This is a genomic window from Algisphaera agarilytica (genome assembly GCF_014207595.1).
In the GTDB taxonomy this organism is placed as follows: Bacteria; Planctomycetota; Phycisphaerae; order Phycisphaerales; family Phycisphaeraceae; genus Algisphaera; species Algisphaera agarilytica.
Genome location: NZ_JACHGY010000001.1, coordinates 799,932 through 821,058 on the forward strand (window position 1 = coordinate 799,932; position 21,127 = coordinate 821,058).

General features: G+C 63.2%; 24 protein-coding genes and 1 riboswitch. Of the genes, 10 read left to right on the top strand and 14 right to left on the bottom strand.

All coding sequences use genetic code 11. The annotated features are described in order from the left end of the window. Positions 1 to 91 precede the first annotated feature (91 nt). Positions 92 to 1,414 carry a NupC/NupG family nucleoside CNT transporter gene (locus HNQ40_RS03420; protein WP_390674758.1) on the bottom strand — a complete coding sequence of 441 codons (1,323 nt, stop codon included), beginning with the start codon at positions 1,412 to 1,414 and terminating at the stop codon, positions 92 to 94. A 182-nt stretch (positions 1,415 to 1,596) separates the two neighbouring features. On the opposite strand from HNQ40_RS03420, the gene HNQ40_RS03425 reads away from it, so the two are divergent. Next, positions 1,597 to 1,881 (top strand): peptidylprolyl isomerase, encoded by a 285-nt coding sequence (locus tag HNQ40_RS03425; RefSeq protein ID WP_184676403.1) that lies wholly within the window; start codon positions 1,597 to 1,599, stop codon positions 1,879 to 1,881. 196 nt (positions 1,882 to 2,077) lie between these two features. On the opposite strand, the gene HNQ40_RS03430 is transcribed toward HNQ40_RS03425, so the two are convergent. The 8 genes from HNQ40_RS03430 to ppnP all read right to left on the bottom strand — a co-directional run bounded on the left by HNQ40_RS03430 (position 2,078) and on the right by ppnP (position 6,986). Next, positions 2,078 to 2,755 carry a hypothetical protein gene (locus HNQ40_RS03430; RefSeq protein WP_184676405.1) on the bottom strand — a complete coding sequence of 226 codons (678 nt, stop codon included), beginning with the start codon at positions 2,753 to 2,755 and terminating at the stop codon, positions 2,078 to 2,080. Positions 2,756 to 2,778: 23 nt separating this feature from the next. Further along, positions 2,779 to 4,173, bottom strand: coding sequence for a hypothetical protein (locus tag HNQ40_RS03435; RefSeq protein ID WP_184676407.1), 1,395 nt, complete (start codon positions 4,171 to 4,173; stop codon positions 2,779 to 2,781). A gap of 111 nt (positions 4,174 to 4,284) precedes the next feature. Continuing rightward, on the bottom strand, positions 4,285 to 4,635 hold the full coding sequence (locus tag HNQ40_RS03440) for a translation initiation factor (RefSeq protein ID WP_184676409.1): 351 nt from the start codon (positions 4,633 to 4,635) through the stop codon (positions 4,285 to 4,287). A 34-nt stretch (positions 4,636 to 4,669) separates the two neighbouring features. After that, positions 4,670 to 4,984, bottom strand: a complete 315-nt coding sequence (locus HNQ40_RS03445) for a Dabb family protein (protein ID WP_184676411.1) — start codon at positions 4,982 to 4,984, stop codon at positions 4,670 to 4,672. 4 nt (positions 4,985 to 4,988) lie between these two features. Continuing rightward, a complete protein-coding gene (locus HNQ40_RS03450; RefSeq protein WP_184676413.1) occupies positions 4,989 to 5,735 on the bottom strand; it encodes a VTT domain-containing protein in 747 nt (248 codons plus the stop codon). A 9-nt stretch (positions 5,736 to 5,744) separates the two neighbouring features. Further along, positions 5,745 to 6,041, bottom strand: a complete 297-nt coding sequence (locus tag HNQ40_RS03455; protein ID WP_184676415.1) for a hypothetical protein — start codon at positions 6,039 to 6,041, stop codon at positions 5,745 to 5,747. Positions 6,042 to 6,152: 111 nt separating this feature from the next. After that, the gene (locus tag HNQ40_RS03460; RefSeq protein ID WP_184676417.1) at positions 6,153 to 6,557 is read right to left on the bottom strand and encodes a DUF2780 domain-containing protein; all 405 of its coding nucleotides are present in this window, start codon (positions 6,555 to 6,557) and stop codon (positions 6,153 to 6,155) included. Positions 6,558 to 6,704: 147 nt separating this feature from the next. Beyond that, positions 6,705 to 6,986, bottom strand: a complete 282-nt coding sequence (ppnP, locus tag HNQ40_RS03465; RefSeq protein WP_184676419.1) for a pyrimidine/purine nucleoside phosphorylase — start codon at positions 6,984 to 6,986, stop codon at positions 6,705 to 6,707. A 122-nt stretch (positions 6,987 to 7,108) separates the two neighbouring features. Here ppnP and HNQ40_RS03470 point away from each other — a divergent pair, with 122 nt between their 5' ends. After that, positions 7,109 to 7,654, top strand: a complete 546-nt coding sequence (locus HNQ40_RS03470; RefSeq protein ID WP_184676421.1) for a hypothetical protein — start codon at positions 7,109 to 7,111, stop codon at positions 7,652 to 7,654. A 9-nt stretch (positions 7,655 to 7,663) separates the two neighbouring features. Here HNQ40_RS03470 and thiC read toward each other — a convergent pair whose 3' ends face one another. Continuing rightward, the gene (gene thiC, locus HNQ40_RS03475) at positions 7,664 to 9,529 is read right to left on the bottom strand and encodes a phosphomethylpyrimidine synthase ThiC (RefSeq protein WP_246402761.1); all 1,866 of its coding nucleotides are present in this window, start codon (positions 9,527 to 9,529) and stop codon (positions 7,664 to 7,666) included. A gap of 80 nt (positions 9,530 to 9,609) precedes the next feature. Then, a riboswitch (TPP riboswitch) is annotated at positions 9,610 to 9,708 on the bottom strand. A gap of 54 nt (positions 9,709 to 9,762) precedes the next feature. Between thiC and HNQ40_RS03480 the strand changes: the two genes are divergently transcribed. Further along, positions 9,763 to 10,473, top strand: a complete 711-nt coding sequence (locus tag HNQ40_RS03480; RefSeq protein ID WP_184676422.1) for a regulatory protein RecX — start codon at positions 9,763 to 9,765, stop codon at positions 10,471 to 10,473. 115 nt (positions 10,474 to 10,588) lie between these two features. Next, on the top strand, positions 10,589 to 10,798 hold the full coding sequence (locus tag HNQ40_RS03485) for a hypothetical protein (protein WP_184676424.1): 210 nt from the start codon (positions 10,589 to 10,591) through the stop codon (positions 10,796 to 10,798). Between the two features lie 106 nt (positions 10,799 to 10,904). Here HNQ40_RS03485 and moaC read toward each other — a convergent pair whose 3' ends face one another. Both moaC and HNQ40_RS03495 read right to left on the bottom strand, forming a co-directional pair. After that, entirely contained in the window at positions 10,905 to 11,363 is a 459-nt protein-coding gene (gene moaC / locus HNQ40_RS03490) for a cyclic pyranopterin monophosphate synthase MoaC (RefSeq protein ID WP_184676425.1), read from the bottom strand. A gap of 27 nt (positions 11,364 to 11,390) precedes the next feature. Further along, positions 11,391 to 12,362 carry a dockerin type I domain-containing protein gene (locus HNQ40_RS03495; RefSeq protein WP_184676427.1) on the bottom strand — a complete coding sequence of 324 codons (972 nt, stop codon included), beginning with the start codon at positions 12,360 to 12,362 and terminating at the stop codon, positions 11,391 to 11,393. Between the two features lie 299 nt (positions 12,363 to 12,661). Between HNQ40_RS03495 and HNQ40_RS03500 the strand changes: the two genes are divergently transcribed. Both HNQ40_RS03500 and HNQ40_RS03505 read left to right on the top strand, forming a co-directional pair. Beyond that, positions 12,662 to 13,051: a PadR family transcriptional regulator gene (locus HNQ40_RS03500; RefSeq protein WP_184676429.1), complete on the top strand. Its 390-nt coding sequence runs from the start codon at positions 12,662 to 12,664 to the stop codon at positions 13,049 to 13,051. Next, the gene (locus HNQ40_RS03505) at positions 13,048 to 14,961 is read left to right on the top strand and encodes a hypothetical protein (RefSeq protein ID WP_184676431.1); all 1,914 of its coding nucleotides are present in this window, start codon (positions 13,048 to 13,050) and stop codon (positions 14,959 to 14,961) included. The genes HNQ40_RS03500 and HNQ40_RS03505 overlap by 4 nt, the downstream gene beginning before the upstream one ends. Before the next feature lie 54 nt (positions 14,962 to 15,015). Here the strand turns inward: HNQ40_RS03505 and HNQ40_RS03510 are convergent, their stop codons facing one another. Beyond that, on the bottom strand, positions 15,016 to 15,897 hold the full coding sequence (locus HNQ40_RS03510) for a hypothetical protein (protein ID WP_184676433.1): 882 nt from the start codon (positions 15,895 to 15,897) through the stop codon (positions 15,016 to 15,018). A gap of 223 nt (positions 15,898 to 16,120) precedes the next feature. Between HNQ40_RS03510 and HNQ40_RS03515 the strand changes: the two genes are divergently transcribed. The 4 genes from HNQ40_RS03515 to HNQ40_RS03530 all read left to right on the top strand — a co-directional run bounded on the left by HNQ40_RS03515 (position 16,121) and on the right by HNQ40_RS03530 (position 20,047). Next, positions 16,121 to 17,536, top strand: a complete 1,416-nt coding sequence (locus HNQ40_RS03515; protein ID WP_184676435.1) for a sulfatase-like hydrolase/transferase — start codon at positions 16,121 to 16,123, stop codon at positions 17,534 to 17,536. A gap of 40 nt (positions 17,537 to 17,576) precedes the next feature. Then, complete coding sequence (locus tag HNQ40_RS03520; RefSeq protein WP_184676436.1) at positions 17,577 to 17,993, top strand: PEGA domain-containing protein; 417 nt, start codon at positions 17,577 to 17,579, stop codon at positions 17,991 to 17,993. 42 nt (positions 17,994 to 18,035) lie between these two features. Further along, the gene (locus HNQ40_RS03525) at positions 18,036 to 18,503 is read left to right on the top strand and encodes a gamma-butyrobetaine hydroxylase-like domain-containing protein (RefSeq protein WP_184676438.1); all 468 of its coding nucleotides are present in this window, start codon (positions 18,036 to 18,038) and stop codon (positions 18,501 to 18,503) included. A gap of 212 nt (positions 18,504 to 18,715) precedes the next feature. Then, positions 18,716 to 20,047, top strand: a complete 1,332-nt coding sequence (locus tag HNQ40_RS03530) for a porin (RefSeq protein ID WP_184676440.1) — start codon at positions 18,716 to 18,718, stop codon at positions 20,045 to 20,047. Positions 20,048 to 20,143: 96 nt separating this feature from the next. On the opposite strand, the gene HNQ40_RS03535 is transcribed toward HNQ40_RS03530, so the two are convergent. Beyond that, positions 20,144 to 20,869 carry a carbonic anhydrase family protein gene (locus HNQ40_RS03535; protein WP_184676441.1) on the bottom strand — a complete coding sequence of 242 codons (726 nt, stop codon included), beginning with the start codon at positions 20,867 to 20,869 and terminating at the stop codon, positions 20,144 to 20,146. Positions 20,870 to 21,127 lie beyond the last annotated feature (258 nt).

Consider the following 21,127-nt stretch of genomic DNA (forward strand, 5'->3'; position numbering starts at 1 on the left):
GTGGTTGGTTTTGGGTGTCTAGGTGGATACCAGACGCTTCGCCCCGTTGGGGCTCAGTGTCGGCGTGGGGGGGTGAGTTGGGGGCCTGAAGTCAGAGGAACATGCCGGCGACGGCGGCGGTGCAGCAGGACGCGAGGGCGCCGCCGAGCATGGCGCGGAAGGCGAGCTTGGACAGGTCGGTCTTTCGGCCCGGGGCGAGCGGGGTAATGCCGCCGATCTGGATGCCGATGGACGAGAAGTTCGCGAAGCCGCACAGGGCGTAGGCCGCCATCTTGGCCGAGCGAGCGGATTGGAAGCCGCCCTCTTCGCCGACGGTCATCTGGCTGAGGTCGAGGAAGCCGATGAACTCGTTGATCGCGATCTTCGTGCCGAGTAAGCCGCCGAAGAGCTGACAGTCTTGCCAGCCCTGCACGCCGATGACCCAGGCGATCGGCGCGAGCACCCAGCCGAAGACCTTGGCCAGCGTAAGCGGGTTGCCGGGGTCGGTCACCACCCCCGCGTCGTCGGTCGTCGGCAACGGCATGCCCAGCAACGCATCGCCCACCCAACCCAGCGGCCAATCGACCAACGCCACCAACGCGATGAACGCGATGAGCATGGCGATGACGTTCAGCCAGAGCTTGAGGCCGTCGGCCGTGCCGTTGGCGGCGGCTTCGATGAGGTTGTGCGCATCGCGTTTGATCTCGAGCTTGATCTGGCCCTGCGTCTCGGGCGTCTCGCGTTCGGGGAGCATGATCTTGGCGATGACAAACGCGGCCGGGGCGCTCATGACCGACGCGGTGAGCAGATGCCTTCCGAACTCCACGCCCTGGTCGCCGAACAACCCGATGTACACCGCCATCACCGAGCCCGCCACCGTGGCGAAGCCGCCGGTCATCAGCGCGTTGAGTTCCGAGCGCGTCATCTTGGGGAGGTAGGGCTTGACCACCAGCGGCGCTTCGGTCTGGCCGACGAACATGTTCGCCGCCATCGCCATCGCCTCGGCCCCGCTCACACCCATCGTGACCATCATCACCCGCGCGAACACCCACACCAGGATCTGCACGATCCCGATGTAGTACAGCACCGACATCAACGCCGCGAAGAAGATGATCACCGGCAACCCCTGCGCCGCGAACGCGAACGCCGGGCCGAACGTGCCGTCCGCCGAGGACAGCCCCGTGCCGAAAAGCAGAAACGTCGCGGGCTCCACGCTCGCCACCAACCGCTGCACAAACTCCGCCAACCCGCCAAACACCGCCAGGCCCACCGGGGTCTTGAGCACGAGCAATCCCAAGAGCAGCTGCAGCCCCATGCCCCAGGCGATCAACCGCCACGGCACCCGCTTGCGGTCGCTGGACATCAGCCACGCCAACGCCAGCAGCACCGCCACCCCGAGCAACCCACGCAACATGAAAATCGCCAACGCTTGCACTCCACGCCCGAACGGGCTTCTCGAAAGTGTCCCTCTCGCAGCAGGCCCCTGCCGCAGTGTCAGCTTAACCGGTTCCGCCCCGGTTGTCGGGGGTTGGCCGATGGGTGGCCCCGCGTGTCACCGCAATGCCGCGGTGTTTTGACCTACAATGCCTCATCACCCCAACCCCGAAGGACTCCACCATGCCCAGCGCCGTCGCCAGCCACATCCTCGTCTCCAGCGAAGCCGAAGCCCTCGACCTCAAGCAGCAGATCGCCGATGGCGCCGCTTTCGCCGACCTCGCCAAGCAACACTCCGCCTGCCCCTCGGGCAAAGGCGGCGGCTCGCTCGGCCAATTCAAGCAAGGCGACATGGTCCCCGAATTCGACGCAGTCATCTTCAGCGACCTGCCCATCGGCGAAGTCTCCGAGCCGGTGAAAACCCAATTCGGCTACCACCTGATCGAAGTCCAACAACGGTTGGCCTAAGCATCGATTCACCCGGATGTTGTTCCGGGCGGGTTCGGTTTTTCCTCGCTGTCGCCTGCGCGGCGGGCGGCAGGGGCTCCGCCCCTTGCATCCCCGCCAAACCACCACCCCGTCTCCATTCGCCCCGGGCTCTGCCCGGGGGCGGTTGTTTATATCGACACGGCCCCCGGGCAGAGCCCGGGGCGAATGGGGCCGATCAAGGCAACTCGAAGGTGCCTTGGCCGCCTTTTTTCAATCGGCCCAGTTCCACCAACTTGATCCACACCGCCATCGGGTATTCCTTGGGCGGAGTCACCGCGCTGATCTGCGAGCCGCGTCCCGATGTCACGTACTTGCTGCCGAGCTTCGATTCATCGTCCCGGCGGATCGTCTTAAGCTTTCGGCGAAACGCCTTGAGCGCCCGCTTGAGGTTCTCTTCTTCGAGTGAGTCGTAGCCCGCCTTGGCGGCGGCCTCGTCGCGCATCTGCCCGATCGTTCGCCCGCCGCCGGGCTGATCGGCGACCGAGCGTGCGCCCATCGCCTTGATCTCCGAGCCGTCGAGAGGCGTTGCGCCTTTATGCGGACGCTTCACGGTGCCGGGGGCACTGGCCCGGTGCTGCCCCATCGCCTTGCCCGCGTCGGCTTTCTGCACAAGCTGCGCGAGCGCTTCCATGTCACGCTTGGCCACGACCTGGCCGACGCGCGTCGCGTCCACGCCCATGCGCATCAACGCGACCTGGGCCTTGCCCCAGAGCTTGGTCTGCGTCTTGGCGTCCTCGGCGAGCCACAACTCCGACACGAGGTCCGAGAGTTTGTTGCTCTGGATCGTGTCGTGGTTCTCGTAGTAACGCTTGACGATGCCCTGTTGGTAACGCGAGAGGTCTTGCTTGGCCATGAAACGATTGTAGCGACCCTCCCTCACGGATTCGTCGGCCGCACAATCTTCACCCCCCGAATCACAAATGCGTGATCCAGGATCGCCGTGATGTCCGGTGTATCGCTCGCCACATCCGGCGCAGGCTCGAACACCAGATCCACCAACGTGCCGTCTTCCCATTCGTCGGGCACCGCCCCGCCGATGCCGAAGCCGTGGTTCCCCACCGTTTGCGTAGAGGCCACCGTACTGAGCTTCCACTTCTGTTCGCCGCGTTGCATATACAGCTGATAAGCCAGATCAACCGGAATGGAAGACCAATCCAGCATGGCGTTGATGCCGTAGGTGTTCACCGTGAGTTCGCCATCTCGCAGTTCGACCGCCTGCTCGACCTGCGCCGCCAACGCGGGGTCGTGGATCATGGCAATCGGGTCGCCGCCTTCGGGGACGTATTCAAACCTAACCGGATGCGGCTCGGTCCAATGGACCAGCAGCGGACCGTTTTGTCCGTCGGTGATGCGGACAGGCACCTCAGCAACCATCTCGTGAACCCCGAGCCCCAGGCCGCGCGGCAGGCCGTAGCTCGGCGCCAGCGAGGTCCCGCTCCAGCCCGAACTACTACTGCCTCCACCCCGGGTAGCGCTAAGGCTGCCGCCGCTGGACATGCCTAACGGATAGCGCTGCGTATCCATGACGATCACCGGAGGATCGAGGTGACCGTACAGACCCGCCGCATAAGACGGCCCGAACTCGCGCCGTTTAAAGCGGATCGGCACCGACTCCCCCACATGTGTTTTAGCCCGAACCTCGACGGAAAATTCGATCCATGAGCGCCCAATAATTTCATGCTCGGCCGGCGTGCCTACACCCCGGCGTAGCAGCTCAACCGCAAGGTCATCCCAAGCATTCCCGATGGCTACGTTAGTCAACAACGGATTACCCGCCGGGCCGTACGCGACCGCGTCATCCATCAGCCGTTCCAGGGCGGTGTTGCTGAGTTGGCCGTTCTTCAGCCGCACAGTCATTTCACTCAGCGCCACCCCCGCCGCGCTGGACGAACCCGATCTGGCTTCCCAACGCAGGAGCCAGACCGGCTTGTACTTCGCAAGCTGCTCCGCGCCGTAATTCTGATACCCCCACACCCCCGCGCCGCCCAGCGACGCGAGCATCAACAACACCCCCGCCAACACCAACACCGGCCGGCGTTTGCGATTCCCCACAAGCGGCTCGCGCCGCGTCCCGCACTCCGGGCATTTGGGGTGTTTGTCGGGGATCGGCTCGTGGGTGCCGACCAGGTCGAAGCCGCAGCCGCGGCAGATCGGGTGGTCATCAATCCGCTTGCCGCGTCGCCCCGCAATCAGCAGCAATAGCCCCGGCAGGAAGCCGATGATCACGACCCACACAATGAACCACGGGAACCCGGCGGACGCCTGAGACATGCAAACAGTTTAGCGGGCGACGCGCAGCGTCCCGAGGATTTCACGTATGCAATCGTCCCGGTTTTGCGATTAGACGAGCGCGAGGACAATCCCCGCGGCTAACAACACGTATCAACCGCCCGCGGGTTTGGCGGGGTAGCCCTTGGCCTTGAGCATCTCGACCAAGCGGTCGCGGTGGTCGCCCTGGACTTCGAGGCCGTCGGCCGTCACGGTGCCGCCCGCCGAGCAGGTCTTTTTGATCTGCTTCAGCAGTGCGGGGAGATCGGTGGCCTGTGCATCCAAACCGCGGACCACGGTCGTCCACTTGCCTCGGCGTTTCTCACGCTGCACCCGCGCGGGCTGATCCTGCGGCCGACAGACCGCACCCGAGCCGTCACGCGGGCAGGCGCAGTCAGCGACCGCTTCGCTGCAGTGTTCGCAGGTGACGGGTTGTTCGAGCGCGGTGCCGTCGAAGAGTCCCATGGGTGTTGGCTCCGCGGGGGCGTGGCTTGAAGGATCAGGCTTCGAGCGAGTCGTAGATCACGACCTTGGCCCAGGTGTCCTTGAAGTTCTCGATGAACTGGGTGTGGAGGGTGTCGTCGGCCGACTGGTAGCGGTCGTGGTCTTCGACGCTGTTGAAGCCGCAGACGAGCTGAATGTCGTAGCTGTTGTCGACCACCGGGCGGTCCGTGCCCGCGGGCACTCCGACCCGGCAGGACGCGACGTTGGGGCTTTCGCCCAAACCCTTGAGGGCCTCGACGAGGGCAGCGCGACGCTCATCGCTGACATCGGGCTGCAACCAGAAATGCACGGCGTGGACGAATGGATTCATGCGTTTACTGTACCGCATCCATCGCGGCCTGAGGAGCCTGGGCCGTGGGGGTTTGCTCGGGGGCCAGCCGCCGCAGCGTGTTCAAAGCCACCCAGCCCATCGAGAACAGAACCAGCACCGTCGCCGCCACGCCGACCGCGAGCCACCCCCAGCCGCCGGGCTTGGTCATCTCCAGCTTCTCCAACCCCGCCCCCAGCGCCGCGACCGCCGCGACCCGTGGCGCGAGGCCCAGTGCGGTGCCCCAGATGAACGCCCCGAGGCGCACCCTGAACGCCGCCGCCAGGACATTGGTTGCGCCGTACGGCACGACCGGCGAGAGCCGCAGCAAGCCCACCAGCCACCCCGCTCGCCAGGCCGAGGAACGGGTGATCGCTTCGCACACCGCGGCGCCTTTCGGGTATTTCTCCGCCCAGGCCAACGCGCCCGGGCCCGCCAACTTGCCGCCCACGACATAGCCCAACGGCGAAGCCAACGTCGCCGCCAACAACGCCACCGCCGCGCCCACCGGAAAGCCCAACGACCAGCCGCACACCAGCGAAAGCACGTGGGTCGGCATGAGCCACAACCCGCAGCAAACCGTGCCGATGACCAACAGCATCACCGCGATCGGCAACCCGCCGTCACGCAGTTCGTCGGACCAGCCGATCAACACCCCCAAAGCCACCGCCCCGCCCAGCCCCGCAAGCACGGCGGCCATGAACATGATCACCGCGGGTCGGCCGAGTTCTCGGATGGTCTGCTTGGTGCTCATCGCCGAAGTCTAGCGCTTCACCCGCAGCCAGAGCCACATGGCCAACCAGAACAACAGGTTCGCGGCGAAGAACTGAAACACCAGCAGCACCACGAAGTTGCCGATCGGCGAATACAGGATCTCGGTGAGCGGGTCGTTGGTCGTGACCTGGGCCGCGAGGTTTTCCTCCGGCTCACGCACCGCGTACCACCCCGCCCACCACGTCAACGGGATCATCACCGCCACGATCGAGCCGATGGCGATCCAGTAGGTGCGTCGGCTCACCGACTCAAACACACGGGGACGGGGCGTTTTTTCATTGGCCATGGATACATTCCAAACTGCCCTTAGCCCCGGGCTCTGCCCGGGGGGGGCTGGCGCTCTCACCATCTTGCCCCCGGGCAGAGCCCAGGGCTAAGGGAGAACATTCCGAAGCGATTACTTCGAGCCGCCGAGGAACTTCTCGGCCAGCGTCGCCAGGTCGCCGCCGCCCTTGGCTTCGAGGAACTCCATGACCTTGGGCAGGAACTGCGTGACCATCGACGCGTCGAGCCCGAGCTTGTCGAAACCGCCCGCCAGCGAGGCGACGCCCTCAAACTTCTCGCCGCCGAGCGCCCCGGCGATCGAGCCGACCACGCTCATGAGGCCACCGCCCGAACCCTCGCCGCCCTCGGCTGCGCCGTCCGCCAATGCCTCGGCCCCGGGCACCGCTTCTTTGATCTTCTCGAAGTCTTCGCCGCCGAGCTGATCCTTGAACAGCTTCATGATCAAACCCAGACCGCCCTCGGCCTGCTTCTCGTCGATCCCCAGTTCCGCCGTTAGCTTCGCGATCAATTCCTGCATCGTGGCCCTCTCGTGGTAGTGATTTGGGTTGTGATAAATGGACGAATCAATTTCAAAATTTAGCCCCGGGCTTTGCCCGGGGACCCGGCGTTTTTACCCCATCGCCCCCGGGCAGAGCCCGGGGCTAATGGGCAGACGCCGCATGCTTCAACGGAAACGGCAGAGGTATGCCGTGGGCGCTTCGACCTGCACGACGAACGCGCTGTCGCCGGGCACATCAAATTGATACCCCGCCGGGTATTGGGCAAACGCATCTCGGCCCGGCAGCTTCACCATCAAGCAGCCGGTGATCACCGACATCGTCTCGGGCGCCGCGGTGTTGAACGTGTACTCGCCGGGCAGCATCACGCCAACGGTGGCCTTGCCCTCGGCGTCTTCGTATCCGAGCGAGCGGACGTGGTCATCGAAATAGGTGTTGGGTTGGATCATCGTAGACTTCCTGTTTTTCAACATGCCGGGCGTTCCGGATGTATCCTCACATCATAGTGGTCTGGCTACACAACTGTTCGTAACCTGCTTGCTGTTTGTATCCACTTTCCGAGGAAGATGTCGTGCAATCACCAATCCGTCGCAGAACCGCATCGCTACTTTTGTGCCTTTTCGCAATCGTTTTTTCTGGCTGCACCGACCCCAGCGACAACGCATTCATCTCAGCCAATCTTTTGTTTCCTCCCGCCAAAACGATGGGGCCGGATTGCACGGTAAGCGATTCATCGGATAACACCGCGATCGCGATCGCGACCGGAACCTATCAACCGCCGGCCGGGGCAGCCTCTCCCTCGATCTGGGGGCACCTCCAGTGCCAGTACAAAAACCCCGACGTGCTCGTCACCGTTCGCATGCAGTCAGACGCAGACGCAGCAAAAAAACAACACGAGGACTTTCTTCAGCAGATGGGTGAGATGTCCAGCCTGAAAGACTACGACACCTCGAGCATGAAACGATATGGAGCCGGCGGAGCAACGTGGAAAGATCCGTTCGCGCACGGCGCCTACTTCCGCTACGGCAATCTGCTGGTCTCACTCAGCGGGGATTCACCCCAAGAGTTGCAGGACGTCGCTGCGAAACTGGTTAGCCATAATCAATCTTCACCGTAGATCGCCGACTCAGATAATCGAATCGTTCTTCGACAGCCCGTGTGCCTCGGCGGTGTTGAGCTGGACCAGCGTCTCCTTGGGCGCTACCTCTTTGGCTTCATCCGGGTCGACATAGTCGCTGTGGCAGGAGGCTTTGCCGGAATCGTCCTTGGCGGTGAGCTTACCCTTGGCTTTGGCGGCGAGCTTGTGGATCTCTTCGGGGCTGAGGTGTCCGCGTTGTTCGAGGATCTGTTGCTGCTCGGGGGTGAGGCCGGGCGACTTCTTGGTCTTGCCGCGGTCGAAGCCGTCGGCTTTGCCGCTGGCCCATTCCTGGATCTCCTTGGAGATGCGGACGCTGCACCAGTCGTGGCCGCACATCGCGCAGAAGTCGGTGTCGACGTCGAGGTCTTCATCGTGGAAGGCCCGGGCGGTGTCGCCGTCGAAAGCGAGGTCGAAGTGTTTCTTCCAGTTGAGCGCGGCACGGGCGCGGGTGAGGTCGTCGTCCCAGTCGCGGACCCCCGGAATGCCTAAAGCGATGTCCGCGCCATGCGCCGCAATCTTGTAGGCGATGCAGCCCTGTTTCACGTCGTCCTTCTTGGGCAGGCCGACGTGTTCCTTGGGGGTGACGTAGCAGAGCATGGACGCGCCGTGGTAGGCGGCGTTGGTCGCGCCGATGCAGGAGGTGATATGGTCGTAGCCGGGGAAGACGTCGGTGACGAGCGGGCCGAGCACGTAGAACGGCGCACCGTGGCAGATCTGCCGCTGGGCCTTCATGTTGAACTCGATCTGGTCGAGCGGGACGTGGCCGGGGCCCTCGACCATGACCTGGACGCCGCGGCGCCAGGCGCGTTCGGTGAGCTTGCCGATCTCGACCAGCTCAGCCAACTGCAACTCGTCGGTCGCGTCCGCCAGGCCGCCGGGCCGGCAGCCGTCGCCGATGGAAAACGTGACGTCGTGCTCGCGCATGATGTCGCAGATCGCTTCCCAGTGGGTGTTCATCAGGTTTTCTTCGTTGTGCTGCAGCATCCACTTGGCGAGGAGGCTGCCGCCGCGCGAGACCAGGCCGATGAGGCGGTTCTTCGCGAGCTTGATGTGCGACTTCAGGATGCCCGCGTGGATGGTGAAGTAGTCGACGCCCTGCTCGGCTTGGTGCTTGACGGTGTCGAGGACGATCTCGGGGGTGAGGTCTTCGATCTTTCGGCCGATGATCATCGAGTAGATCGGCACGGTGCCGATGGGCGTGTTGCTGTTCTGGATGAGGGCTTCGCGGGTCGCGTCGAGGTCGCCGCCGGTGGAGAGGTCCATGACCGTGTCGGCGCCCCAGCGCTCGGCCCAGTGCAGCTTCTCGACTTCTTCATCGGTCGACGACGACACGGGCGATGCGCCCATGTTCGCATTGATCTTGGTCTTCGAGGCCCGGCCGATGCACATCGGGTCGAGCTTGTACTTGAGGTGGTTGATGTTGGCGGGGATCACCATCCGGCCCGCCGCGACTTCGTCACGCACCTGCTCAGCGGTCAGGTGCGGCTCGCGCTCGGCGACGCGCTGCATCTGCGGCGTGATCGTGCCGAGACGGGCGTGTTCGAGTTGGGTCACCGCGGTGAAGCCTTCGGGGGCCTGCCATGCTTCGGCACGTTCGTAGTTTTCGAGGTCGGTGCAGGTCCAGTCGGCAGGCATGAAGTCCCAGGCCGTCTTGGTCGGCAGGCTGGGCATGCCCGTGGAGTTCGGCGAGCTGAACGTCGAAGCGCCCGCGCTGCCGGGCTTGATGCAGGCGGGGTTGGCGAAGCTGCCGGGCGTGGTGACGTTTTCGGAAGTGCCGGGGTTGCCGCCGATGGGCGGGAGGACGTAGTCCGCATTTCGGGATTCGGATTTCGGATTGTCGTTGGGCTGGATCATCGCGTGGCTCCTGGGCAGTGGCGGAGGGGCACGCGGGTCACCGGGATCTTAATCACTCTCATTGATGGAGTGACAACTTCCGGGGGAGGTGGGTGCTTGCCTACGCCGGTACGAACCGGATCAGGTCTTACGGGTGCTTCTCAGTCCGCGACTTTCGGCGGACGCCCCGAGCAAAGTCTGAGCATAGGAGGGCAACCCCCCGGCTGCAAGCGCTCACCACTTAGAATGCCCCCATGGACCCCGGCCCACGCATCTCCGCCCTCCGCCCCACCAACCGCGACCCGCTGCGCAGCACCGTCAAGGTCGACGGCAAAGCCGTCGGCACGCTCTCGCAGAAACTCATCGACGACCTGGGCCTGACCATCGGCTCGCCCTACACGCCCCAGCTCGCCGAGGCCGTCGCCGAGGCGGTCATCTACGACAAGGCCTTCCGCGCCGCGACCCGAAGGCTCGCCCGCCGGGCGATGTCCACCGGCATGATCCGCCAGAAACTCCGAACCCCCGCCCAGCGCAAACGCGACAAAGACGGCAAGCTCCGCGAGCCCACGCCCCCACCGCCGCCGCACATCATCGATCAGGTGATCCAACGCCTCGACGAGCTCGGCCTCGTCGACGATCGCGCCTTCGGCGAAGCGCTCATCCGTGACTTCACCCGCGGCAAACCCGCCGGCCCCATGCTGCTCAAGCAGAAGCTCTACGCCAAAGGACTCGACCGCCAACTCATCGACGAGCTCGTCGCCGAGGCGACGGATGATCCCGAGGAGCAGGCCGACGGGGCCACCGCCTTTGCTCGCAAGAAGTTCCGCAGCATGCAGCACCTCGACCGCGACGCGCAGAAACGCCGACTCTACGGCCAACTCGCCCGCCGCGGCTTCGCCCCGGATGCCATCCGCACCGCGATGGACGCCGTGTTGACCGACGACCCCGACGAACACTTCAACTGATCTATCACAAACAAAAAACTTCTCCCGCCGCGCAGGGTCCGCCCCTTCGCCGGGTACCGCATGGTGAAGTTCGCTGTTTCTCCGACCCGCACCCCACCCCGAACTGGAGCCCGTTATGCGACCCATCACCCCACTCTTCGGCCTGACCCTCGGCCTCATCACCGTCTTCGCCCTCTTCGTCGCCACCGGCTGCGAAACCACAAGCCAACGCGTCGACGAAAAAACCGACCGCGCCACCACCCGTACCGAAAACCGCGTCGACCAGGAAGCCAACGCTGCGATCGACCGCTCGGTCGACCGCACCCTCGACAAGATTTTCAAATAAAAACTTTAGCCCCGGGTCAATGACCCGGGGCGGCTGCGGCGTCCGCTCGAACATCCACCCCACCACCCACATCAACCCGACACGCCCCCGGGTGACTCACCCGGGGCTAAAGGGCTTCTTTCGTCTTCTCCACCAACCGCACCCCCTCGACCCGCAAGTCTTTATCCACCGCCTTGGTCATGTCGTACAACGTCAGACAAGCCACGCTCACCGCGGTCAAGGCTTCCATCTCGATCCCCGTCTTCGCCACGATGCCCGCCTCGGCCATGACCGTAATCTCTCCGGGGCCGGTACGTTCAAAGCTCACATTCACATAATCCACCGGCAACGGATGGCACAACGGGATCAATTCCCCGGTCTTCTTCCCCGCCATCACCCCCGCCACCCGCGCTACCGACAACGCCTCGCCCTTGGGCAAGTCCCCTTGCATCACCAGATCGATGGTTCCGGGGGCCGCACAAAACCGCCCCTCCGCGATCGCCCGCCGCCGCATGGGCGGCTTGCCACCTACATCGACCATCCCCGCCCAGCCGTGCTCGTCCACGTGTGAGAGTTTCTTGTCCATGCCTGCAGTCTAACCCACCGTATGCATTCACCCCGCCTTCCGAGTCCGCGGCCTCAACCCCGCCACCGTTACGCCGAGACCAAGTAAAGCAAGGCTCGAAGGCTCGGGGATCACCACCATTGAGGCCCCCTCAAGATTGGTGCTGCCGAAGTTGTCCTGCCACACGGTATAGTCCGCCGCATCCACCGCCCCATTGCCATTCCCGTCGGCAGCCAAGTCTTCCATCGATCCAAAAGCGTCTTGCCAAACCGTGTAGTCCGCTGCATCGACCACGCCGTTGCCGTTGTAGTCGCCCGGAAGAGTCACCAACTCCGGCAGCAGTGTAATCGTCACGATCGAGAAGTTGCGAAACACATCGCCTCGGCCCGAAAGGTCGTCACCGCCGTCGTCGGTCTCGTCCAAGTCGAAAGCGAAGGCCGTACCGTCGGCAAAGAATCCCGCCAGGGTCACATCACGGTCGGTCACCGTGAACGCCACGCCTTCGGTCAGCCCCGTCACCTCGGACCCGCCCAGCGTGAACGACGTGCCGAAGATGTTCGTCATGCTGTTGGGTGCCGCAAAGATCACGTCGCCGATCGTTCCGCCGCTGATGTTCACCTCGGCACCGCTGTCGATATAGAAGAGGCCGCCGACACTCCCGCCGGAGATGTTCACTTGGCTGCCACTGATCGCCCCAAAAAGGTCTCCGACACTGCCGCCGCTGATGTTCACCTCGCTGCCCGGCAAGGCATCGAAACGCTCACCGATGCTGCCGCCGCTGATGTTCACCTCGGCACCGGAGCCGGCCTCAAGCCGATCGCCGACGACCCCGCCGTCCATGACATTGAGCTGCTGCAGATTGCCCACCGCCGGGGGTGGCGTGTCGGACGGCACATTAAATACGCCGTTGGTAAACAACGCCGAATCGGAGGGACCCGAGCCGAACACCTGCCCCGACGCCGACACCCCGCCGAAGCCGACCAACACCACAGCCATCGCCAACTGATTCTTCAGATTCATCTTTCTTCCGGACTCCATGGAATGTTTACGAACGCATTGCCGCCACGCCCCCAGCACACCCGGAGAGCGACATGCAGCACGTTGATCATACCGGAAGCGGCGTTTTCAGCCTCGCACTTCTCCGTAAATCGAATTCAGCACCGGCCCTTCAGCGGAACGCACCAATCGGGGCTAGCCCGCAACATCTTGTCGCATTCATGCAAAACCCTCGCATTTTTCTTGACTTCATCGCCCCGACAAGCCCATACTATGTTTTACATAGCTTGCGTTGCGTAATAACCTAATTTCTGGAATCCATCATGAAACTCGAACGCGAAATGATGCGGGGGGCCGGGCCCACGGCCGTGCTCCAGCTGCTCGCCACCGGCGAGATGTACGGCTACGAACTCGTCGAAGCCCTCGAAACCCGCTCGGCGGGGGTCCTGGCGATGGGCCAATCCACGCTGTACCCGATGCTCTACAACCTCGAAGCGAAGAAGCTGGTGAAGTCGCGTACCGTCACCGCCGACAACGGCCGGCCGCGCCGCTACTACCGCCTGACCGGAAAGGGCAAGAAGAAGCTATCCGCCGACCGCGAGCAGTGGTCGGCGCTGATGGACGCGATGGCCGCCCTCGGCGTCACGCCCGGGGCCGGAACCGCGCAACCCCTCACCGCTGGCCTCGGCCTGCTCCGCGGGGGTGTGGCATGAGCGAAACGCTGCCGAACCCCTCGTCGCAGAGCACCGCCCTTCCGCCGTCGTTCTGGCGTCGCCTCGCCCACTCCCCGCTGCGCGACATCCTCCGCGGCCGGATCAACGGCCGGCTCGACCTCGACGCGAAGCTCGAGGCGGCCGAGCTCCCTGCCGAAGCCGAGGCCACGGTCCGCGATGTCGTGAAACGCACGCGCCTCTGGCGTCTCGAGAAGATGGAGGTGGCCGACGAGTTGATCGCCCACTTCAAAGACGGCCAGCAAGCCGAGGCGGATCCGCAAGCGGCCGTGCTGGACTTCGGCCAACCCGCGGTCACCGCGAAACTGATCCGCCGGTCCAAGCAACGCAACCGCTCGATCACGGCCAAGGCGTTTGTCTGGACCCGCCGGGGGATTGCGGTCCTGGTCCTGTTCTATGCCCTGCTGGCTGTGCGTTTCTTCATGGGGTCGCCCCAAGTCACCGTCGATTACGTCGCGGCGATGAACGCCGACGCCCGGGCCGTGCCCGCCGAAGATCAGGCGTGGCCGATCTATCGGGAAGCATGGATCGCGTTTGGCATGGCCGAGCACGATCTCGCGCCGCTCTTTCCGGATGACCATCATCCCTCCAGCCGTTCCTTGCTACGCCCCGGCGATGCGGGCTGGAACGAATCCCGCGCTTTCCTGGCGGAACATCAACCCCTCCTTGACGCGCTGCGACAAGCCGGGGCCAAGCCGGGCCTGGGTTATGAAGCCGGATTCAACCACAAGCTCGACGAACGTGACCGCCTCGCGTTCTACGGCCCCAACAATCAGCCCGAGCGGGTCGATCTCAGCAAGCTTTCTCCTCAGGAACGCCTGGCCGAAGAATCCGTCATCAACGTGCTGCTGCCCCACCTCGGCTTGATGCGGAAATCCGCCCGCTTGCTCGCCTCTGATCTCGACGCCGCGGTTCAGCAAGGTGACGCCGACCGGGTCTTGGCGAAACTCGAAGCCCTCCTCGGCATGGCCGATCAAGTCACCGAAACGCCCATTCTGATCAACGGCCTTGTTGGGCTATCCATCCTCTACCTGACGTACGAAAAAATCGAAGACCTGCTCATCGAATCGCCCAACCTGCTCTCCGACGAGCAGCTCCAACAACTCCAAGCCCGCGTCGCCGCCGTTTCACCGCGCACGATCGTCCGCTACGACGGCGAACGCATGATGATGTACGACACCCTGCAGCGGATGTTCACCGACGACGGGCGCGGCAACGGACGTATCACCTCGGAAGGGCTGCGTCTAATGAGCACTTATTCCAATACGTTCGCAAGCCAAGGCGTCGAGGTGCAAAGCCCCGTCTTGCAAACCATCGAGTCCGCAGCGATGCCCGCATCATTGTTGGTCATCGCTTCTCGACAAGACATGCGAGACAAGTTTGATCAGATGATGAATGACCTCGAGGCTTCGGTCGCACTCCCTCGGCGGTTTCAGCAAACCAACGAGTTCTCCGACGATCTGGACACCTGGTCGCTGCGCGAACGCACCAAGTACCTGCTGATCTCCCAGCTCATGCCTGCGCTCGGGGCCACAACGCGGAGAATCGAGCAGTGTGAAGGCCGACAGGAAGGCGTTGTGTTGGCCCTGGCCCTCGAGCAGTATCGCCGCGAGCACGGCCAATGGCCCGACGTCCTCGCCGCACTCACCCCGGCCTATTTATCCGCCTTGCCCGTCGACCGAATCACCGGCGACCCGCTGCGCTACCTCGTTACCGAAGACGGGCCCAAGGTCTACAGCGTCGGCGTGGACCGCGTGGACAATCAGGGCCAACCTCCGATCGGCGAGGACGGCAAGGCCCGACCCGAATCGGCCGCATCCTGGAGCAAAGATCGCTGCCCCGATGACGAAGGCGACTGGGTGCTCTTTCCGACCAACAACGCCAAAAAATAAGCCGCCCAAGGTTTGAGCCTTGGGCGGCAACGATGTGATGACTTCATCGGGCCTTTACTTCATCGGGTAGTGGTGCAGGTAGTCGATGTCGAGGCGGACGGGGTTGAGTTCGTATTCGGGTTTGTAGAACCAGATGTTGGAGAGGACAAAGTACTGCTTCGAGCGGTACTCGCGGTCGAGGACTTTGGCTTCGAGGTCGGTCTCGTCGCCGAACTTCAGCGCGACGCCCTTCTTTTGCCATTGGTCGTCGACGTACTCCCAGAGCTGGACGTAGTCGGGGGTGTATTCGTAGCCGTGGATGCGCCAGCCGTTGAAGTCGGTCTGGCCCTGGAAGGCGTGGATGCTGCGGTCGACGTCGGAGCCGCCGCCATCGGAGGGGAGGATGCGTGCGTGGTAGCCGGGCACCTTCTTCCACTTGATGTATTCCATCCAGTCGATCTCGAGGGTCTTGCCGCTGTCGTTGGGCGCGTTACGCGGCGTTGAGCCCATGTTGTAGGAGTAGCTCCAGATGGCAGGGTGGGCGGCGTGCTTTACCCCGTACTCCAGGCCCTTGGTGCGCCAACGGCAGACGGTGAAGCCGTATTCGTGGACATGCAGCGCCGAGACGCCCGCCTCGCCGTGCTTGTTCGCCAAGAGGCTGAGGTAACGGGTGTCGCCTTCTTTGCGGAGCTGGTTGTGCTTGGCCTTGATGTTGCCCGAGGGCTTCGAGGTGTCGGTTCCTTTACGGGCGCGGACCACCCACTTGTTGGGGTCAAGTTTCCAGAAGTCGTCCGAGACGTTCTTGTCCATCTCGACGGCGAAGTTCTCCGCGATTTCCTCGGGCACCGGCAGCGGCCCGGCACAGGCGACCTGCGAAGAACAGAGGGCGATCAAGCAGGCGACGATCAGAACAGGCAGGGTTGAATTCAGGGTGTGCGAATCGAAGGGGCAGACCATTCGGAGGGACCTTTCATTTAAGATTAAACTTATTTATTTTAATGAAGTCAGATTTCGTGAAGCATGGGCGGCGGATTCAGCCGTACCGCCCTACGTGTGGCGGGCAGCGAAGGTTTTCATCGGTGAAACCTGCAAGGCCGGTGACGTAAAAACTTTGTTAACATTATACATTTTGCGGGTATCATTTCAACTCCCAATTGCCCCCTCTCTCAGGAAATTCTCCATGCCGAACCGTCTCTGCCTGCTAATGATCGCCGTCGCGGTGCTGCTGCTCGCCCCCACCACCCCCGCGGCGGCGGACAAGCCCAACATCATCGTGATCCTGGCCGACGACCTGGGCCACGCGGATGTCGGGTTCAACGGCTGCACCGACTTCCCCACGCCACACCTCGACCGCTTGGCCGCTGGGGGCGTGAAGTTCACCATGGGTTACGCCAACCACTCGTTCTGCTCGCCCACCCGCGCCGCGCTCATGACCGGCAAGTACCAGCAGCGGTTCGGCTACGAGCTCAACGTGCCCTACGCCCCCCGCGACAAGGTGGCGGGCCTGCCGGTGGAAGAAGTCACCATCGCCAAGCGACTCAAAGACGTCGGCTACACCACCGGACTCATCGGCAAGTGGCACCTGGGCGTCAGCTCGAACCACCACCCGCTCAAGCGCGGCTTCGACCGGTTCTACGGCATGATCGGCGGCGGCCACGACTACCTCTCGGTCGACAGCACCCGGCTCGACAACCCCTACTACCACGCGCTCATCGACAACAAGCAATACGTCAACGTCGAGAAATACCTCACCCACCAACTCACCGACGAAGCGCTCGAGTTCATCGAAGACAGCAAGGACCAGCCGTTCTTCCTCTACCTCAGCTACAACGCGCCGCACGGCCCGTTCCAGGCGCCGCAGAGCACGATGGATGAACTCAGCCACATCGAACACCGCTTCCGCCGGATCTACGGCGCGATGGTGGTGGAGATGGACCGCGGCATCGGCCGGGTGATGCAGAAGCTCGACGAGCTCGGGCTGGAGGAGAACACGCTGATCTTTTTCCAGAGCGACAACGGCGGGCCGGAGAAGGGATACAAGTCGGTGGAGGAGACGTGGGGCCTGACCGACAACTCGCCGTTCAAGGGCGGCAAGGGTTATCTGCATGAAGGCGGCATTCATGTGCCGTACTTCCTGTATTGGCCCGGCAAGATCGAAGCGGGCCAGACCTACCCCTACCCCGCGCTGTCGATCGACATCACGCGCACAGCAGCCGCGGTGGCCGGGGCGGATGAGTCGGACATGGAAGGCGTAAACCTGATCGAATGCGTGACCGCCGACCCCGTGAAGGTGTCACACGAGCACATCTTCTTCCGTCAAAACAACAACGTGATCTGGGCGGTGATCGACAAGGACGGCAACAAGCTGACCAAGCCCGGCGGCGATCCCGCACTGGAGCTCTACAACCTCCAGGACGATCTGGGCGAGTCGAAAAACCTGATCGAACAGCAGCCCGAGCTGGCCAAAGCGTTGCAAGAGGCGTACGACGCCTGGAACGCGGACAACGAGGCCACCCGCTTCGTGACCCACGGCGAATACAACCGCCTGCTCGACGAGATGCACGGCTCGATCAGCAAGGGTCCCCCGAGCGAGTGATTGCTGGGCGGAGCTTGCAGGGCATCGATACACTGTGGCGATGCGGAAGCGGATTCCCCTCATCCTGATGCTGGCGAGCGCACCACTGCTGCTCCCGGGGTGCGTGCAGCGGACGATCTCGATCACCTCGGAGCCGGCGGGCGCGTTGGTGTGGCTGAACGACCAGGAGGTCGGGCGTACACCGGTGGAGGTGCCGTTCAAGTGGTACGGGACCTACGACGTACGTCTGGAGAAGACGGGGTACGAGCCGAAGTGGACGACGGGCGAGGCGGAGATGCCGTGGTGGGAGTTGCCCGGGCCGGACCTGGTGGCGGAGATGCTGCCGGGGGCCGAGTCGCGTGTGAGCTGGCATTATGAGTTGACCCAGGAAGTGCCCGCCGCGGAACAGGATGTCCCCGCCCTCATCGACCGGGCCAAGCAGATGCGTCAGGACACCCGCGGCTTCGCGGACGATTGATCGACGCATCCCTCTGATCCCGCCCCACCACGCCGCAAGTACATGGCCCACCAACCGATTCAATTTGGCGACCACAAAGACTCCGACGACTTTGGCGAAGTCGTCGAGCCGCTGCCGCCCGGGCTGCGGCCAACCGCGTTGGACCTTAAGAAAGACACCGCGCTCACCATCACCTGGAGCGATGGGCGGGTGTCGGTCTATCCGGTGGGCTACCTCCGGAAAAATTCCCCCTCAGCAGAAGCCAAGGCGTTCCGAGAAAAACAAGCGGAGAACCCGCTCACGGTTCTTCCCACCTCGGCCTCGAACACCTCGGGAAAACCCTTCCAAGCGGAGAACGCCGAGCTGATCGGAAATTATGCGCTCCGCATCGAGTTTTCCGATGGACACCGCACAGGCCTCTACACCTGGGCCTACCTACGTGAAATCGACCCGGCCCAACACGGCTCACCCGATAATCACAATGAATCACAGACTCACCAAACCCCGCCCGATCGAAAAACATCGTCCTAGACGTTTTTCCCTGCCCCACCCAGTAAATACGCCCGCATCCACGAAACGCTTTATGCGTTGCGCGTTTACACCGCTAACACTCTTCTAACTTAACAGTCGCTTAATCCTCACATGAGACTCGTACCCTTCCGCCAACCTAAGACCCCCCGGATGTCCGGGGCACGCACTGGGGTGGCCTGCTACTCCTCTTTCTCTTTATGGAGACCCGATCGATGCAACGTAAACTGACTACCGGTGTTCTCGCTGCGGCGCTTTTTTCGCCCGCCGTCGCGATGGGCGAAACTTCTGAGCTCGACGCGATGAAGGCCGAGCTCGCTGCGATGCGTGCCGAGCTGTCGCAAATCAAGGGTGGCTCGACCGCTCAAGCGACCGCCGACCTGCAGGCCGCGACCGACGCCGCCATGCTCGACGCCCAGTCGCGCATCAACTACGCCGCCGAAGAAATGACCGCCGGCCACAACGGCAAGAACTTCTTCCTCGAATCCGCCGACGGCGGCTTCAGCCTCGCCCTCTCGGGTCAAGGTCAATTCCGCTACATCTACAACCAACGCTCCAACGCCCCCGGCACCGGCATCGACGACGGCGACAACCTCGCCGGCTTCCAACTCCGCCGCATGAAGCTCAAGGGCAAGGGCCACATCGCCGACCCCAAGGTCAGCTACAGCTTCAGCCTCGCTTCGAACCGTGACTCGAACAACACCGGCCTGGAATCCTTCACCCTCGGCTACAAGTTCGACAACGGCGTGGCCCTCAAGGCCGGCCGCTTCAAGGCCCCCTTCGCCTTCGACGAACTGACCAGCTCCAGCCGTCAGCAAGCCGTCGAACGTTCGCTCGTCAACGAGCAGTTCACCACCGGCCACACCGAAGGCATCCAAGTCGAATTCAAGCCCGTCGATGACCTGAAAGTCAAGGCGATGTTCAGCGACGGTGCCAACGCCGGCGAAGGCGGCAACGGCGACTTCAACGAAACCCCCGCCGACCTGGCCGTCACCGTCCGCGGCGACTACACCATCGGCGGCAGCAAGGGCTTCGCCAAGGACTACACCTCCTGGGTTGAAGACGAAATGGGCATCAACATCGGTGCCGCGGTTCACCACGAAGTCGCCAAGACCGGCGTCAACCAAGCCACCGGCACCCTCGACGCCTTCACCCGTCTGACCGTCGACGCCCTGTACAACAACGCCGGCCTGAGCCTCTTCGGTGCCGTCTACTTCGAAACCCAAGACGCCGTCACCGGTGGTGTTGAGTCGGACCCCTTCGGCCTGCTCGCCCAAGCCGGTTACACCATCGACGACACCTGGGAACCCTTCGTTCGCTACGAGTTCATAGACACCGACGTCGCCGGTGCTGACGAAATCAACGTCATCACCGCCGGTGTGAACTACTACCTCAAGAAGCACTCGGCCAAGTTCACCGTCGACGGTGTCTTCGCCCTCGACCCGCTCACCGGCATCTCGGTCAGCGACGGCCTGGGCCTCCAGCCCGACGCCCCCGGCGAAGACGGCCAGTTCGCCCTGCGTGCTCAGTTCCAGCTCTTGTTCTAAGGCCTGCTCGCTTAAGAACAGACCCTACCGTAGGGCCCACGGCTTAATCGCCGTGGGCCTTTTTCATGGACCTGGTCGATGGTGGCTCGCCGGTGCTTAGTTAGTCAGCGTAACACTGCCGTCCTGCAGCGAGTAGACCGCACCGACAATCTTGATCTCGCCGTTGTTTTCCATCTCGGTCAGGACCTCGCTGCGTTCGCGGATGTCGGCGATGACCAGCTCCACGTTCTTGTGGACCACTGCTTCGACGAAGGCGCTGTTCTTCGAATTGCGTTGATCGTCAGCGAAGCCGTCGACGCCCTCCACTGCCGGCTCGATGTGTGCGAGCAGGTCCGTCAGGTTGCCGAGCTCCACCCCGTCACACGCCCCCTTCACCGCACCACAGGCCTCATGGCCCAAGACCATCACCAGCTTCGAGCCGGCGACCTTGGTCGCGAACTCCATCGAGCCGATCTGCTCGGTGGTGGCGACGTTGCCCGCCACCCGACCAACAAACACATCGCCGATGCCCTGATCAAACACCATCTCCACCGGGACGCGCGAGTCAAGGCAGGACAGGATCACCGCCTGGGGGTACTGGCCCGTCGAGCTGATGCTGACCCGCTCGGTGATGTTGGGTTCGGAAATGACGCCGCTGACATAACGCTCATTACCCTCCATCAAATCCGACAGCACCGCATCGGGGGTCAACGCGGCCTGCTGAGCCTGATCGATGGGGGCCTCACTGGCCTGCGGCGCGGCACAACCGGTCAGGGTTAACGCCGCGGCGATTAAAAAGCCCGAGGCGGCGGTGCTCGCTTTGCGGTGGGCGGTTTGAATCATAATTTTGCCTTTCAGTTAGAAGTTCTGGCTCTGAGAAATGGGTTGCAGACTAGGGTTATGCCGGACAAAAACCGTAACCCCGGACTCTAGCGCGAGTAAAGACGATTTCCCGGAAACCAGGACAATTATTTGCGTCCCGGAGGGCTCGGAACCCGCAGCGTAACGGGGGCTCTCGTAAGGATGAATGTCAGTTTTCCGTGAGCAACGTAGGGAATATGAATCGGTCTGCTACATTCTCCAGCGATCAATCGAAAGGTG

Bases quoted from the DNA above. Each gene is read 5' to 3' on its own strand.
- HNQ40_RS03445 (WP_184676411.1), bottom strand. From the start codon at position 4,984: ATGAATCCATTCGTCCACGCCGTGCATTTCTGGTTGCAGCCCGATGTC.
- HNQ40_RS03520 (WP_184676436.1), top strand. From the start codon at position 17,577: ATGCGGAAGCGGATTCCCCTCATCCTGATGCTGGCGAGCGCACCACTG.
- HNQ40_RS03485 (WP_184676424.1), top strand. From the start codon at position 10,589: ATGCGACCCATCACCCCACTCTTCGGCCTGACCCTCGGCCTCATCACC.
- HNQ40_RS03450 (WP_184676413.1), bottom strand. From the start codon at position 5,735: ATGAGCACCAAGCAGACCATCCGAGAACTCGGCCGACCCGCGGTGATC.
- HNQ40_RS03510 (WP_184676433.1), bottom strand. From the start codon at position 15,897: ATGGTCTGCCCCTTCGATTCGCACACCCTGAATTCAACCCTGCCTGTT.
- HNQ40_RS03430 (WP_184676405.1), bottom strand. From the start codon at position 2,755: ATGGCCAAGCAAGACCTCTCGCGTTACCAACAGGGCATCGTCAAGCGT.
- moaC (WP_184676425.1), bottom strand. From the start codon at position 11,363: ATGGACAAGAAACTCTCACACGTGGACGAGCACGGCTGGGCGGGGATG.
- HNQ40_RS03515 (WP_184676435.1), top strand. From the start codon at position 16,121: ATGCCGAACCGTCTCTGCCTGCTAATGATCGCCGTCGCGGTGCTGCTG.
- HNQ40_RS03440 (WP_184676409.1), bottom strand. From the start codon at position 4,635: ATGGGACTCTTCGACGGCACCGCGCTCGAACAACCCGTCACCTGCGAA.
- HNQ40_RS03505 (WP_184676431.1), top strand. From the start codon at position 13,048: ATGAGCGAAACGCTGCCGAACCCCTCGTCGCAGAGCACCGCCCTTCCG.
- HNQ40_RS03500 (WP_184676429.1), top strand. From the start codon at position 12,662: ATGAAACTCGAACGCGAAATGATGCGGGGGGCCGGGCCCACGGCCGTG.
- HNQ40_RS03455 (WP_184676415.1), bottom strand. From the start codon at position 6,041: ATGGCCAATGAAAAAACGCCCCGTCCCCGTGTGTTTGAGTCGGTGAGC.
- HNQ40_RS03525 (WP_184676438.1), top strand. From the start codon at position 18,036: ATGGCCCACCAACCGATTCAATTTGGCGACCACAAAGACTCCGACGAC.
- HNQ40_RS03495 (WP_184676427.1), bottom strand. From the start codon at position 12,362: ATGAATCTGAAGAATCAGTTGGCGATGGCTGTGGTGTTGGTCGGCTTC.
- HNQ40_RS03460 (WP_184676417.1), bottom strand. From the start codon at position 6,557: ATGCAGGAATTGATCGCGAAGCTAACGGCGGAACTGGGGATCGACGAG.
- HNQ40_RS03535 (WP_184676441.1), bottom strand. From the start codon at position 20,869: ATGATTCAAACCGCCCACCGCAAAGCGAGCACCGCCGCCTCGGGCTTT.
- HNQ40_RS03425 (WP_184676403.1), top strand. From the start codon at position 1,597: ATGCCCAGCGCCGTCGCCAGCCACATCCTCGTCTCCAGCGAAGCCGAA.
- HNQ40_RS03530 (WP_184676440.1), top strand. From the start codon at position 18,716: ATGCAACGTAAACTGACTACCGGTGTTCTCGCTGCGGCGCTTTTTTCG.
- HNQ40_RS03480 (WP_184676422.1), top strand. From the start codon at position 9,763: ATGGACCCCGGCCCACGCATCTCCGCCCTCCGCCCCACCAACCGCGAC.
- HNQ40_RS03435 (WP_184676407.1), bottom strand. From the start codon at position 4,173: ATGTCTCAGGCGTCCGCCGGGTTCCCGTGGTTCATTGTGTGGGTCGTG.
- ppnP (WP_184676419.1), bottom strand. From the start codon at position 6,986: ATGATCCAACCCAACACCTATTTCGATGACCACGTCCGCTCGCTCGGA.
- thiC (WP_246402761.1), bottom strand. From the start codon at position 9,529: ATGATCCAGCCCAACGACAATCCGAAATCCGAATCCCGAAATGCGGAC.